This window comes from Lacihabitans soyangensis (genome assembly GCF_024343775.1).
Classification (GTDB): domain Bacteria; phylum Bacteroidota; class Bacteroidia; order Cytophagales; family Spirosomataceae; genus Leadbetterella; species Leadbetterella soyangensis.
Map to the genome: position 1 here is coordinate 41,469 of NZ_RJUF01000004.1, position 14,689 is coordinate 56,157.

Here is a 14,689-nt window from a genome sequence, read left to right on the forward strand (position 1 = left end):
AAAGAAAATACTAACCTAAACTCAAATATAGAGGTCATTGACGAAAAAATCGTTTAGAAACAGGTATTATTTTAAAATCAGAATCGAACCTCGAGTCTGGAGTTCGCCTCGTTCGGGGAAATATTTTGAACGATAATTGATGATGTAAGGATACAATTGATTTCCGAAAACCTTACCCTTGAATTTTCCATCCCATTTGATTTCGGGGTTTTTTGATGTAAAAACCAATTCACCCCAACGGTTAAAAACCTTAAAGTCAAAGTCGGTAATGTAAGCTGGAATAACCTCGAGGTCATTGTTGAGGTTGTCGTCGTTGGGTGTAAAAACATCTGGCAGAAAAAGTTCTGGTTCACAGCCTTCTCTAACAGTGATGGTATCTTTCGCAAGACATCCAAAATTATTTTCGACATCAAGTAAATACGTGGCTGGAATATCAAAAACATAGGCGGAGTCTCTACTTAAGGTGGTACCTAAGCTTGTCATCCAGGTGTAGTCGAAACTATCGCCTCCTTTTGGACTCGGACCAAACGCCTTTTTCTCAAATTCCTCAAAACATATATACAGTGTCCTTGGCAACTGTGTAACCGGAGCCGGTTTAATGTAGATAGTACCTGTGTATTCCTCCTCGGTACATTCTGTTTCAGTTAGTCTATCGACTACTTGATTGTTGACCACGCTGCTGATTTTACTTTTCTGAAAAACCTCAATCACCATTCTGATGGGATACCAGCCTGGTTTTGTGTAAGTATATGATGTTTGAGTTCCTTCCTTGCTTGTGCCATCGTGGAAATACCACGTCACCTTATTTCGCATTGGACTACAAATACCTTGTGTGGTAAGGATGGTGGGAGAATTCTGGCAATTTCCACTGTAATTAGCACTAATTCCTTCTCCTTCTTGCTCAGCTGCAGGTGCCAAAATGTTCGGTAATCCAAGCGTAGCCAAGCCATCAAGTGGGGCTCCAAATTTTGCTGAACCCGGAACGTATGTCAAACCCACCACAGCCGCATTTCCTTTTACATCAGGATTTTGCAGATAAGGCAAAAAGTTTTTATTGTTCACACTCATGTATAAATATTTGGTACCAGCACCATAAACTGGCCCTAGCATCAAAGCACCGAATTCCTCACCACGACGTTGAGAAATTATTTCCTTTTGAGCAGCTATACTGGCGGCATCACCGAGAAAAAGAGCAAGTTGAACTAAGTAAGAATCTTGATTTAAAGCTGGATTCCCTTTAACGGTAGTATAAAGAATATCGCTGTTTGAGCCAAAAGCCACGCCATAAACCACCGGAGGGGCAGCTATGTTGAGATCTATAAGCATTGGATTTGAGAGGGTATTTGTATTTAGATTTCTATCAAAAATCTCTACATAATTTCTGCCGGCTATGACAACACCATGTGCCAACTTACGCCCATTGGGCGATATAGCGATGTAACCAATTGACGAAGAACTATCTACAACTGGACTTCCGATAATTTGCTCAGTGGTTTTTATCCCAGTAGAATCTATGGTGAGTATATTAAATGCTCCTTTTTTGTAGTCAAAGGAATACATCACATAGGCGGAATCGTTACTTGATCTTATTGCTGCCATTTTTTCCGAAGCAGTGAAGGCTATTGGGATATTTTGCTCCACAACAGCTCCTTTTCTATTGTTGTAACGCATGTCTATCACGCTGTAAGACAATAACTTAGTGACAGGATTCTGAGAAAGCAAATAGTATTCCGTAAAATTACAGGAGTTGCAGTTAGGCTTAGGGACTAGCGTTAATCCTTGAGCACTGTTTGGATTTCCAACGGTAAAATTCGTTCCGCTAGCTGTAAAAATTTCAGAATCATCGCTTCCGGCAAAGAGCTTGGTACCGTCGGTATAAAAAACTAGATTGTTATTTTTGTCATAAACCATGGCTACCGCACCATTGGTGTTTACCAAACTGAGGTCGTTTGAATCGCTAGGTTTATAAGTGGGGTCTTCAATTGTCAAGTCAGGATTCAAATCTCCCTCATTGGCCAACGAATCACGTTCGGTACTATCGCCCTCGACACCAAATTCCAAGCTTCCACCTTTTCCAAAATACCATTTTTCTGATCCTCCACCAGAGCTACTCTCTTGCAAACAGAACTTTACGTTTATTTTGGCACTTCTTGAACATCCCGAGACTGCATCAAAAACCTCCACCGAATAGCAGCCAGAAGTATCCACGGTTATGGTTTTGGTGGTGTCGCCTGTTGGAAACCAACGATATTTTACATTGCCCGCCAACTGAAGTTTGAAAGGATTGAGTTCTAAACTACTTGACTCACAAACCGTGGTGTCTGCCGAAATTTTATCGTTAAACTTTGGTTGAGTTGGAAAAGTGCCTACCGTAACATCTCTTGTTTGTACGTCCAAAGTACCGTTTGCCAAGGTTCTATTCAACCTGACCGTATATGTACCTGGGGATTGGTAAGGATACTGGGGATTTCTCGAAATAGACTGACCACCATCGCCAAAATCCCAGAACCAAGCCGTAGATGAAGGGTCAGTATCAAAAAACGAAGTTCTTTTCTCGCAACCTATCATTTGCCCGGTGGCAGGGTCCATCGATATGTCTGTTACACATACTTTAGGGCTAACATAAAACTGGGCATGCACACTCCCTACCACACCCAAAAGGAGCGTAATTAGAAGGGCTTGAAATATTTTTACCCAATTTTTCAAAGGAGGTTAATTATTTGTACAAATACATACGCAAAAAACGTACTAAATATACTTTTTATTTCGGATTTTTAGACTAAAAATAACCAAAAGAAAATGAAAAACTTTGTGGTATGGCAATTTGTTTGGAATTCTTAGTTATTTTAGTAGTTTAGTGCGAAGGAACAATTTTAAAATCGCGTGAAACAACTTTCCAAAATCTGATGCGTTTTATGAAAAAACAAATTGGAACGAAATTTGTAGGATTAATTTGACTGTTCCATAAAATACTGTATGAAAAGACTTTTTCAAATATTGATATTGGCAAATTTGGTAAACGTGGCCTTTGCACAAGACCCACAATTTACCCAGTTTTACGCTGCTCCTTTGTATCACAACCCCGCCTTTACGGGTTCTGGATATGCTCCAAGGTTGATTTATAATTACAGAAATCAGTGGCCTTCGTTGAATGCTAATTTTATAACTTCGGTTATAAGTGTAGATCATTTCATAGAAAAAGCCAACAGCGGCATAGGCATTACCATGATGAGTGATGCCCAAGGCAATAGAATTAAAAACTCAGAAGTAACGGCTCTTTATGCTTACCAACTAAGAGTTGGGGAGAAAAATTTTCTAAGAATGGGGCTTCAAGGTAGTTATTCCAACAGAGGTTTTGATCCTAACGGATTAATTTTTGGAGATCAGTTGTCCAATAGTGGCTATACAGGCAATCCTTCTGCTGACCCATATGCAAGTCTTACCAACTACCGAACAGTTAAAAATTTCGACGTGGGCTCAGGGGTTTTGTTTTACAATCCAAAAGTATTTATGGGTTTGGCAGTTACTCACATAACACAGCCTACGGTATCTTATAGCGGAGTTTCTACTGCTGACGGATGTGCTACAGGCGACTGTATTCCTCGTAAATATGTAGTAAATGGAGGCTATAATATAAACTTAAGCCACTTAATAACAGGTTCGGCCAATATGGATAAGGAATTTACCATAACTCCGACGTTTTTATACAAAAAACAAGGTCAGTTTTCTCAGTTGGATTTGGGAGCCTACGCCACCTACACGCCACTTACACTGGGACTTCAGTATAGAGGTATTCCACTTAAAAAGGTTTTTGACAATTTCCCGAACCAAGACGCCATAGCAGCATTAGTAGGTTTCAGATTTGATAACTTTTCGGTTGGTTATAGTTACGACTTCACGATATCGGGCTTAGCAGCGGGCCGAGGAACTGGTGGCTCACACGAGTTTTCTATATCTTATCAGTTGGACAAATTTGACAATGACAAGAGTCCTTATTTAAAGCAGAGAAAGAAAGAATTGGCTTGTCCAAAATTCTAAATAATGATATGAATTCAAAAAAAGCCTCTCAGATTGAAATATATTTGAGGGGCTTTTTGTTAGAAAAGAAACGATATCTTACAAATACTCGTATACATATTCAAACGAACAAACCATTTATGCATTTCAGAAAGGTTCTTATTCTACTTTTTATATCGATTTCGGCGTTTGCCCAGTTAGAGAAACCTACAACTTGGAAATACAAAGTTTTACAAGACAAAATATCTGTCGGAGATGTGGTGGATGTAGAATTTACGGCTACAATTCAGAAAGACTGGTATTTGTATTCATCAGATTTTAGTCCTGAACTAGGCCCAACGGTTACCGAGTTCACCTTTCCAAAAGACGAAGGTTTTCAGCCAGTTGGGAAAATAAAACCCATTAATCCGAAAAAGAAATTTGATGAGATTTGGGGAGGTGACGTTACTTACTTCAAAGGAACAGGGAAATTCATTCAAAAAATTAAGATACTCGAGGCCAATCCTACCATAAAAGGAAAAATAAGTTATCAAACCTGTACTGATATAGACGGCAAGTGTGTGCCTGGAAATGAGAATTTTAGCATAAAAATAGCTACTACAGAAGCCGCCAAAACAGAGCCGATAGCAGACATAGTGAGCCAAGATACTGCAACGGCAGTTATAACTAATGAAAACGCTCCAAATGATAAAAAAATAAGCAGAAAATCAGAAATTTCTCAAAAACCCATGGAAGAAAGTAAGAGCCTTTGGCAATTTTTATTGGCCGCATTTGGTGTTGGATTTGCGTCCATATTTATGCCATGCATCTACCCCATTATGCCGATGACGGTCAGTTTTTTTACAAAACAAAAAAACGGAAAATCAAAAGCAGTTTTCTACGGCATATCAATTATGGCTATTTTTGGCTTAATGGGACTCGTGGCGATGGCTTTTGGTGCACCTTTTCTTAACTTTCTCAGTACCCACTGGGCTCCTAATTTATTATTTTTTGTGATATTCATACTTTTCGGTATATCTCTCTTAGGGGCTTTTGAGATTGTCCTCCCTCATTCTACTGTAAACAAAGTCGACAGACTCGGGGACAAAGGCGGTTTAATAGGCATATTTTTTATGGCATTAACTTTGGTTTTGGTTTCATTTAGCTGTACAGTTCCATTAGTAGGTACGTTGCTGATTGCTGCCGCTCAAGGTGAGGTACTTCGTCCATTGTACGGAATGCTTGCTTTCGGAGCTCCTTTTGCAATAGTGTTTGCAGGTTTGGCCATGTTTCCACAATTGCTCAAAAACCTTCCTAAATCTGGCGGATGGTTAAATGAACTGAAAGCTGTCTTTGGATTCTTAGAATTTGCACTGGCATTGAAATTCTTGAGCAATATTGACTTGGCTTATAATTTTAACTTACTCCATAGAAATATTTTCTTGGCCATTTGGATAGTTATCGCTGTCATTACAGGCATTTATATTTTAGGTTTCATCCGTTTTTCTAAGGATGATAAAATTGAAAAACGTGGACCTTTAAGAATAGCTTTTGCTGCTCTATTCTTAGGATTAGCTGCATATATGCTTCCTGGAGTGGCCAACAAACCATTGGCTTTGCTATCTGGAATACTACCACCAATGCCAGTAGAATCTCCTAGTGCTTCAAATGCAAATTTACCAACAGACAAAATGCGAGCTCTGCCGCACGGATTATACGGTTTTTATGATTTTGATGATGCCCAAGCTTATGCAAAAGAAATAAATAAGCCGATTTTGATAGATTTCACGGGTTATGCTTGTGCCAATTGTCGCAAAATGGAAGAAAACGTTTGGTCAAAACCCGAGGTACTTAAAAGGCTGAAAGAAGATTTTGTGATAGCCTCACTTTACGTGGATGACAAAAAGGAACTGCCAAAAGAAAAACAGTACACCTCTACATACGATGATGAGCTAAAAACTACCGTTGGCGACAAAAACATGGATTTGGAAATCACCAAATATAACAATAACGCTCAGCCTTACTACGTCATCGTTCATCCCAATGGTGAGAAATTATTGGAACCACTCGGTTACTCTAGTGAAGCCGATTTTATCAAGTTTTTAGACAAAGGCAAGGCAGGATTTAAGTAAAAGGACTTGGTTTTTGCATACAAATTGAAGCACAATCGGATTATTTCGGTTGTGCTTCTTTATTTTTCACAATCCTATAAACCCTATAAATAAACCAAACGGTCATTAGTATAAAAATAGAACCAATGATACCCAATATTGGATAGTTTTCTAGTGGACTATTTTTGTCTTTCTGAACAATAATCAGACCTGCCAACATAGTAGCTATGCCTCCTGCTATCTGTTGCAAGGAAGAATTGATACTCATAAATGCTCCTCTATCTTGAAGGTTTGGAATAGCAGAAGTAAGTGTGCTTGATGGTATCATCCTAGACGAAATACCCATGAACAACAAAATATTCAGCGTAATAATAGCATAAAGCGGAGTAACTGAAAGATTGGTATAAATCAAGGTAAAAACCACAGCCCAAACAGACCCGATTGCAAAAATCTTGAACTTGTCGTATCTATCACTTAGTTTACCTACCAAAGGCATAAAAATCAAAGAAGATACACCCGTAAGCATAAAAATAAGTGGAAGTTCTGACTGTAAAACGCCCAAATTATTCACCGCAAAGGCACTTCCAAAAGGCATCATCAAATAACCTCCAATAGATAGCAAGGCCGTTGAAAGAAACGCAATTCTGTAATTTTTCAAGAACAAAACGTGTCTAAAATGAGCCCAAACATTTCTTTCGTTTTTCACTGATAAATGTGCGTTGACTGGCTTCAGTTTAATTATTACAACGAGTATTACGACCACTGCCAAAACCACAATCATCATAAATGGTGCATGCCAGCCCCAAAGATTGGCAAAATACAGTCCCATTGGAATTCCTAATACTTGACTGGCCGCAAAGCCCATCTGGACTATCCCCATCACTCGTCCTCGTTGATTTAGCTCAAAAATATCGGTAATGATGGCCATGCTGATGGAACCCATTACACCGCCGAAAATACCTGTGAATATTCTAGCGGCTACCAATGTTTCGTAAGTTGGAGCCATTCCACAAAGAAAAGTACCCACTATAAAGCCCAAATAGAAAAATATCAAAAGCTTTTTCCTATCAAATTTATCTGCAAAACCTGCAGCCAATAAACCAGAAATACCTGCACTGAATGCATAACTCGAAACCGCAATTCCAAATTGTTTCGGTGTAATTACCAAAGACTTCATCAAAATATCTCCCAAAGGAGACATCACCATAAAATCTAAAACAACGGTAAACTGGGTAATTGCCAGCATGGCCATCACAAACTTTTGATATGAACTGAGGGGTTTTATTTCCATTATTTCAGAGAGGTATTTTTCAGTAATAGCCTTATTTTGTAATCAAAAATAGGTGGAAATGGTTCAGAAGTCCTAAATAAACCTTACCCTGCCCAATTTTCTCTATCCAAACTTCTATATTGGATGGCCTCCGCTAGGTGCTCTATTCTTATTTCTTCTGTCCCTGCCAAGTCAGCTATCGTTCTGGAAACTTTCAGGATTCGGTCGTAGGCACGTGCAGAAAGACCAAGACGTTCCATTGCTTTTTTAAGGAGTGCTTTGCCTGGGTCGCCAATTTCACAAATTTTCTTCACCATTTCGGCGGGCATCATGGCGTTTGAATGTATTTCTTCAAAAGATTTAAATCGCTCAATTTGAATTTCCCTAGCTTTTACCACACGCTCTCTAATTTGAGATGAGGTTTCGTTTTTACGCGTAGAAGAAATCTCATCAAAACTCACCGGGGTTACCTCCACATGCAGGTCTATTCTATCCAAAAGTGGGCCTGATATTTTATTCAAATACTTTTCCACGGCTCCCGGTGGGCAGGTACAGTCTTTTTCAGGATGATTATAATACCCGCATGGACAAGGATTCATACTGGCAATGAGCATAAAACTTGAAGGAAATTCTACCGCCAGTCGAGTTCTAGAAATCACCACTTTGCGTTCTTCCAAAGGTTGCCGCATAACCTCCAAAACCGTCCGTTTGAATTCTGGCAATTCGTCGAGAAATAATACCCCATTATGTGCCAAAGATATTTCGCCAGGTTGTGGAAAACTGCCTCCACCTACCAAAGCGGCATCTGAAATGGTGTGATGTGGATTGCGAAAAGGTCTTCTTGAAATCAAGGAGGATGAAGAATCCAATTTGCCTGCAACTGAGTGTATTTTGGTAGTTTCTAGGGCTTCCATTAAGGTTAAAGGCGGCAAAATAGAAGGCAATCGCTTGGCTAACATCGTTTTACCAGCCCCGGGAGGACCAATCATTATGGCGTTGTGACCACCAGCAGCAGCAATTTCTAACGCCCTTTTGATATTTTCCTGTCCTTGCACATGGGAGAAATCCGCCTCATACTCGTTTATAGTATGATAAAAGATATCTCTGGTATCGGTTATGAGTGGCTTTATGTCGAGTTCTCCAGTCAAAAAGCCTACGGCATCTTGTAAGGTCTCCACCGGAATAACGTCTAAATTGTTAACTATGGAAGCTTCAAGAGCATTTTCTTTTGGCAAAATAAAACCCTTGAGTTTATTGGCTCTGGCCTCTATAGCTATTGGCAAAACTCCTTTTATGGGTCTTAGTTTTCCATCTAAAGACAATTCTCCAAGTATCACATACTCTTTAAGGTCTTTTTCATACTCTAACTTACCTCCAGAAGTAAGCATACATACCGCTATGGGCAAATCGTAAGCCGAGCCTTCTTTCCGAATGTCAGCCGGAGCGAGATTGATAATGGTTTTGTATCTCGAAAGTTCGAAACCACCATTTTTGAGCGAGGCATCTATTCTTTGTAAACTTTCTCGAACTGCATTGTCAGGTAGACCAACCACGCTCACGCCAAAGCCGCCCTTTAGTACACTAACTTCTACTGTTATTAAAGCCGCACTGACACCATAAACGGCAGCACCAAATGTTGTGGATAACATATATTTTATAAGTGATTATTGTTCCCAACGCCAATCTTTACCAATGATTAGCTCTTTCTTGAGGTTTTGTTTTGTTAAAAATTCTTTTGTCTCATCGTCTGTCATGGTCTTAGTAGGTAGTTCGTCCATGTTGGCCAAGGCATAAAGCATCATGGCTGTAAACCTTACATTGTTGTTAATTTGGTCTTTATTGATAAGATCAAATCTGTCGCAATTGGCGTGGTAACAGTTGTAAGCCTTAACCGGAAAGCTACCCGACGGCGAACAAGTAGAAACTCCGCGAAGCATAAATGGCTGATTGTCGCTATGTAAACCAGCGGCGTTGCGATTCATGTTTTTATAATCTGGGTCTACTGACTTTATGATTTCACCTATTTCATCCATTTTTGCCTTCAGAGCATCGTTTCCGCCGGCATTAAAACCCATAGTATTGTTTACCATGTCAAGGTTCATCATCAACTTCACGTTGTTTAATTGATTAGTTTCCAAGTACTTTTTAACCATATGTCTCGAGCCCAACAAGCCTTGTTCTTCGCCCATAAACATCGTAAATTCTATGGTACGTTTGGTTTTCAAATTTAGGGCCTTAAATACTCTGGCAACATCCAAAATAGTAAAAGAACCGATTCCATTATCCATAGCTCCAGTTGCCAAATCCCATGAGTCAAGATGCCCACCAATCACTATTTTCTCATTTTTAAGCTTTTTGGAGGTTCCAGGAAGCGTGGCCACTACATTTCTTGCGTTTATCGGACGACTGAAATTCCGCATATCAATTACCGCTAAAATATTTTTCTCGTCTCTTATCCAACGTCTCATACTTTTACCCGATTCTACTGACACACAAACGGCCGGTATGGGTATTAATTCACCAGTAACCGAAGCCGTTCCTGTTAGCAAAACTCCACCCTCAACAGCATTGGCAATGATAACTCCAGTAGCTCCATATTGAATAGCCAAAGCCGTTTTCTCCGAGCGGTGCAAATTCTTTTTGCCCTTGTTCGCCTCAGATTGTATGTTGATATTAAACAAAGCCACCTTGCCTTTGACTTCGTCTTTGACTTTCTCGAAATCTTCCTCTAATCCATCGCCACAATCGACAATTTTACCTGTAACATGCGATGAAACAGGAGAATGAGCCAAAGCCACTACCTTATAATCGACATAATTGTCACTTTTCTCAGGCACAAGTGTCAAACTCACGGTATCTCTAGACCAAGACTCCACCACAAATGGTTGATATTGCGTATTGGCGAATCCATATTTTTTTAGGAGATTGTAGGCATATTCCTCCGCCTTTTTGCCGTTGGTACTTCCTGTTAATCGATGGCCAATTGTAGAAGTAGCTTCTTCCAAGGTTTCATACACCTTACCATTTTGTAAAACGTCTGCATTTATCTTCGTAAAAATACCTTTCAGGTCCGCATCTTTGGCTTTGAATGCACTTATGCCAAATAAAAATATAAATGCCGCAAGAAAATAATTTTTCATAATGATGGTCTGTTAATAGGAAGTATATTGGTTTGAAGCTTAGATTTGCTTTGTGTTTAGGTAAATCAAAACATAAATATAAATATTTTTTTTTATTTCAGTTTTTAAATCTTTGTTCTGATGAAAAAAACACTTTTAGTTCTTCTAAATATAATAGCAATTAACGTATTAATGGCACAAAAAATGACTTCAGCGGGTTTGACAGCACCCAAAGCTACTAAAAAACCTCATCCAATGACTATTCACAATCACACAAGAGTGGATGACTACTACTGGCTCAATAAAAGAGAAGACAGCGAGGTGATAGACTATTTGAATGCCGAAAATACCTATACCGAAAAAGTAATGTCTTCTTTGGAAAGTCAAAAAAATGCACTTTTTGAGGAAATGAAAGGTCGGATAAAAGAAAAAGACGAATCGGTACCTTACAAAGATGGATCTTATTTCTATTATTCAAAATTCGTTGAAGGCGGCGAATATCCCGTTTTTTGTAGAAAATACAAATCTCTTGATGCCGCAGAGGAGATAATGCTCGATGGAAACCAGATGGCAAAAGGTCATACTTATTTCAGCATTGGAGGCTTTGAAATATCTGATAATGAAGAAATTATAGCCTTCGGAGAAGACACGGTAAGTAGACGAAATTACATATTGCAATTCAAAAACCTCAAAACGGGCCAGCTTTATCCTGAAAAAATACCAAATACAGAGGGCGGAAGCTACGCTTGGGCTGCCGATAACAAGACTTTTTTCTATGTGGTAAGAGACCAACAGACCTTACTGGGCAACAAAGTTTACAAACATATTTTGGGAACAGACCCCAAAACCGACGTATTGGTTTATGAAGAAAAAAACAACCAATATTACATGGGTATCGGTAGAATGAAATCTAAAAAATATGTGGTTATTTTCTCTGAACAAAACGGAATAGCTACTGAATATCAACTAATTAACGCAACTACTCCAAATGTGGCACCTAAAACTTTTTTGAAAAGAAAGAATGGCTTGGAGTATTATTTGGAGCACTACGAAAACAAGTTTTTTATAAGAACAAACCTCGGTAATTCTCCTAACTACCAGCTAATGGAAGTGGATGAAAAACTGGGTGGAAATCCGAAGAACTGGAAGACAAAGATTGCCCATCGCAACGATGTTTTCTTGGAAGGTTTGGAGGTATTCAAAAACCATTTGGTTTTGCAAGAACGTAAAGAAGGACTCATTCAACTCAGAATTATGGATCAAAAAACGCAGAAAGAACATTTCCTAGATTTCGGCGAACCTACTTATGACGCTTACATTGGCACAAACCCCGAATTTGATACCAATACCTTGAGATTTGGTTATAATTCAATGACTACGCCAAACTCGACATTCGACTATGACATGAACACAAAAGCGAAAGTTCTCAAAAAGGAACAAGAGGTTTTGGGAGGTTTTGACAAATCGAATTACAAAACCGAGCGTATTTATGTGACTGCAAGAGACGGTGCCAAAATACCAGTGTCTATTGTTTACCACAAAAACACCAAAATAGACGGAAATTCACCCCTGCTGCAATATGCCTATGGATCATATGGTTCTTCAATGGATGCATCGTTTAGCTCTACAAGACTAAGCCTACTCAATAGAGGCTTTGTTTATGCTATCGCTCACATTAGGGGCGGGCAAGAAATGGGAAGACAATGGTACGAGGACGGTAAAATGTTCAAAAAAATAAACACCTTTAACGATTTTGTTGATTGTTCAAAAGCCCTAATTGACCTAAAATATACCAGCAAAGACAATTTATTTGCTATGGGAGGCAGTGCTGGAGGACTTTTAATGGGAGCCATTATCAATCAATCGCCAGAACTTTACAAAGGAGTTGTAGCGGCCGTTCCATTTGTCGATGTTGTAACTACCATGCTTGACGAGTCTATTCCGCTCACTACTGGGGAGTTTGAGGAGTGGGGAAATCCAAAAAACAAGGCTTCTTATGACTACATGCTTTCGTATTCGCCTTATGATAATCTGGAAAAGAAAAAATACCCTAATATGCTTGTTACTACCGGTTTACATGATAGCCAAGTGCAATATTGGGAGCCAGCAAAATGGGTAGCTAAGTTAAGAGATTACAAAACAGACGATAACATCTTATTGCTTCACACTGACATGACCTCGGGCCATGGTGGGGCTTCTGGTAGATTTTCAGCGTTAAAAAACACCGCATTGATGTATACATTTATTTTAGGGTTGGCACAAAAACTTAATTAAAATTTTAATAAACCCCTAAAATGTTTTATTTAAATGTATTTTGTCATATTTTTGTGTAATAATATGCACTGAATGATTGTGTAGCAATATTTTTTGTAGTAAATTCATTCAAATTTCTTTCAATATTACTTAAATTCAAATGAAGAAGGTAACATTTTTAATTTTAGCTTTCTTTGCTTTTGGCTCCATTACAACAAAGGCACAAGATTCTTGTACTGTTTGCAAACCTTACCCTTGGGAGATTGGAGCACTTTTAGGCGTCAATCAATATTTCGGTGACATGCACTGCAGCAAGCCCTATGCTTCGCAGAATAACTTCATGGGTGGTCTTTTTGTTAGAAGACACATCAGTGATTATTTCGCAATAAGGCCACAAGTACTTGTTGGTAAATTAGCGGGTAGAGACCTTGACAATCCTGACGGACTTTGGGACTACAGAAGACTAAGATTTTCATCTACTCCGTTTGTAGAAGCTGCCGTTCTTGGTGAGTTTTATCCATTGAAAGAAAGACGATTTACATGTGATGGTTTTATGAAGAAAACCCTCTCTCCTTATATTTTTGGTGGTATTGGTGCTACATATAGTAATCCGACTATCTACCAAGAACCTGGTGCACAGTTCCCAGTAATTCCAAGAGATTTGCAAGCAGATAGAGACCACACAGCCAAGTTTGGTAACAGAATAGCTGCAGTTATCCCTGTGGGTTTAGGTTTGAAGTACAATATTGCTAGAAGATTTACGATTGGAGCTGAGGCTGGTTACAGATTCTCTACTTCGGATTATTTAGACGGATTGAGCCTTGCCGGTAATTCAGACAGAAAAGATGGTTATTTTTTAGCCAACGTACTAGGTTCTTATAGATTTGGTGACAAAGATGCTGACAAAGACGGTGTTGTTGACAAATGTGATGTTTGTGTAAACGAAGCTGGTTTGCCAAAATTCCAAGGTTGTCCTGACACAGACGGCGACGGAGTGCCAGATAAAGACGACGAGTGCCCAACAGCTCCAGGCCCAATTGGCTTAAAAGGTTGTCCGGATAGCGATGGTGACGGTATTGCAGATAAAGACGACGCATGTCCTACCCTAGTGGGTCCTGCTTACTTAAAAGGATGTCCAGATAAGGATTTTGACGGCGTTGCTGATAAAGACGATGCCTGTCCAGATGTAGCTGGTGTGAAAGAACTAAAAGGTTGCCCAGATACCGACGGTGATGGTATAGCAGACAAAGACGATGCGTGTCCAAATGCTGCAGGTCCTGCTGCCTTGAACGGTTGTCCTGACACTGATGGTGACGGAATAGCTGATACAAACGATGACTGTATCAATGTAAAAGGTTTAGCCTCTGCCAACGGATGTCCTGATAGTGACGGTGATGGAGTGCCTGATAATAAAGATTTGTGTCCGTCTGTTCCTGGCTTAATGAGCAACCAAGGTTGTCCTGAAGGTTATGTAAACGGTGTTGCCCCAATGAGAGGATATAAATCAGCCAGTGGTTGTATAATCACGGCTAACGAATTGGAGCAATTGAGTTTTGCTGCACAAGGAATTGAGTTCTACCCTGGAACAAACAAACTGAAGCCATCTTCTTACAAGTCTCTTCAAAGAGTTTGTGATGTTCTTGGAAGATGTAAAGACGCTAACTTGACCATCAATACTTACAACGACGGTGGAAGCGGTTCTCAAAATGTAAGATTGGCTAAATTAAGAGCTTGTGCTATTTATACTTATTTCATGAAAAAGAAATGTGTATCTAAGGCAAGAATGTCTTATGATGGATTTGGCGATGAAGATCCAAACACATCTTACACCAACGCTACCGGAGCAAAATCTGGTTCTAGAACCGAATTCTTGTTGAAATAATATTTTCTACTCAAATATAAAAAAAGCGACTTTCGAGTCGCTTTTTTTATGCCCATAC

8 protein-coding genes are annotated in these 14,689 nt (G+C 39.3%); 4 read left to right on the plus strand and 4 right to left on the minus strand.

The genetic code is table 11. The features are described 5' to 3' along the window. Window positions 1–66: 66 nt before the first annotated feature. Window positions 67–2,706, minus strand: a complete 2,640-nt coding sequence (locus tag EGI31_RS03055; protein WP_255035675.1) for a PKD domain-containing protein — start codon at window positions 2,704–2,706, stop codon at window positions 67–69. A 270-nt stretch (window positions 2,707–2,976) separates the two neighbouring features. On the opposite strand from EGI31_RS03055, the gene EGI31_RS03060 reads away from it, so the two are divergent. After that, a complete protein-coding gene (locus EGI31_RS03060; RefSeq protein ID WP_255035676.1) occupies window positions 2,977–4,038 on the plus strand; it encodes a PorP/SprF family type IX secretion system membrane protein in 1,062 nt (353 codons plus the stop codon). A gap of 119 nt (window positions 4,039–4,157) precedes the next feature. Then, window positions 4,158–6,128, plus strand: coding sequence for a protein-disulfide reductase DsbD family protein (locus EGI31_RS03065; protein WP_255035677.1), 1,971 nt, complete (start codon window positions 4,158–4,160; stop codon window positions 6,126–6,128). Window positions 6,129–6,168: 40 nt separating this feature from the next. Here EGI31_RS03065 and EGI31_RS03070 read toward each other — a convergent pair whose 3' ends face one another. The 3 genes from EGI31_RS03070 to EGI31_RS03080 all read right to left on the minus strand — a co-directional run bounded on the left by EGI31_RS03070 (window position 6,169) and on the right by EGI31_RS03080 (window position 10,517). After that, window positions 6,169–7,398 carry an MFS transporter gene (locus tag EGI31_RS03070; RefSeq protein ID WP_255035678.1) on the minus strand — a complete coding sequence of 410 codons (1,230 nt, stop codon included), beginning with the start codon at window positions 7,396–7,398 and terminating at the stop codon, window positions 6,169–6,171. Window positions 7,399–7,481: 83 nt separating this feature from the next. After that, the gene (locus EGI31_RS03075; RefSeq protein WP_255035679.1) at window positions 7,482–9,026 is read right to left on the minus strand and encodes a YifB family Mg chelatase-like AAA ATPase; all 1,545 of its coding nucleotides are present in this window, start codon (window positions 9,024–9,026) and stop codon (window positions 7,482–7,484) included. 15 nt (window positions 9,027–9,041) lie between these two features. Next, window positions 9,042–10,517 carry a M28 family peptidase gene (locus EGI31_RS03080; protein WP_255035680.1) on the minus strand — a complete coding sequence of 492 codons (1,476 nt, stop codon included), beginning with the start codon at window positions 10,515–10,517 and terminating at the stop codon, window positions 9,042–9,044. Between the two features lie 120 nt (window positions 10,518–10,637). On the opposite strand from EGI31_RS03080, the gene EGI31_RS03085 reads away from it, so the two are divergent. Together EGI31_RS03085 and EGI31_RS03090 are read left to right on the plus strand one after the other, a co-directional pair. Continuing rightward, entirely contained in the window at window positions 10,638–12,770 is a 2,133-nt protein-coding gene (locus tag EGI31_RS03085; RefSeq protein WP_255035681.1) for a S9 family peptidase, read from the plus strand. A 139-nt stretch (window positions 12,771–12,909) separates the two neighbouring features. Further along, window positions 12,910–14,631: a DUF6089 family protein gene (locus tag EGI31_RS03090; protein ID WP_255035682.1), complete on the plus strand. Its 1,722-nt coding sequence runs from the start codon at window positions 12,910–12,912 to the stop codon at window positions 14,629–14,631. Window positions 14,632–14,689: the final 58 nt, after the last annotated feature.

What these genes read in the sequence shown, in the direction of transcription:
- EGI31_RS03065 (WP_255035677.1), top strand. Translation starts at nt 4,158, where the DNA reads ATGCATTTCAGAAAGGTTCTTATTCTACTTTTTATATCGATTTCGGCG.
- EGI31_RS03085 (WP_255035681.1), top strand. Translation starts at nt 10,638, where the DNA reads ATGAAAAAAACACTTTTAGTTCTTCTAAATATAATAGCAATTAACGTA.
- EGI31_RS03070 (WP_255035678.1), bottom strand. Translation starts at nt 7,398, where the DNA reads ATGGAAATAAAACCCCTCAGTTCATATCAAAAGTTTGTGATGGCCATG.
- EGI31_RS03090 (WP_255035682.1), top strand. Translation starts at nt 12,910, where the DNA reads ATGAAGAAGGTAACATTTTTAATTTTAGCTTTCTTTGCTTTTGGCTCC.
- EGI31_RS03060 (WP_255035676.1), top strand. Translation starts at nt 2,977, where the DNA reads ATGAAAAGACTTTTTCAAATATTGATATTGGCAAATTTGGTAAACGTG.
- EGI31_RS03080 (WP_255035680.1), bottom strand. Translation starts at nt 10,517, where the DNA reads ATGAAAAATTATTTTCTTGCGGCATTTATATTTTTATTTGGCATAAGT.
- EGI31_RS03075 (WP_255035679.1), bottom strand. Translation starts at nt 9,026, where the DNA reads ATGTTATCCACAACATTTGGTGCTGCCGTTTATGGTGTCAGTGCGGCT.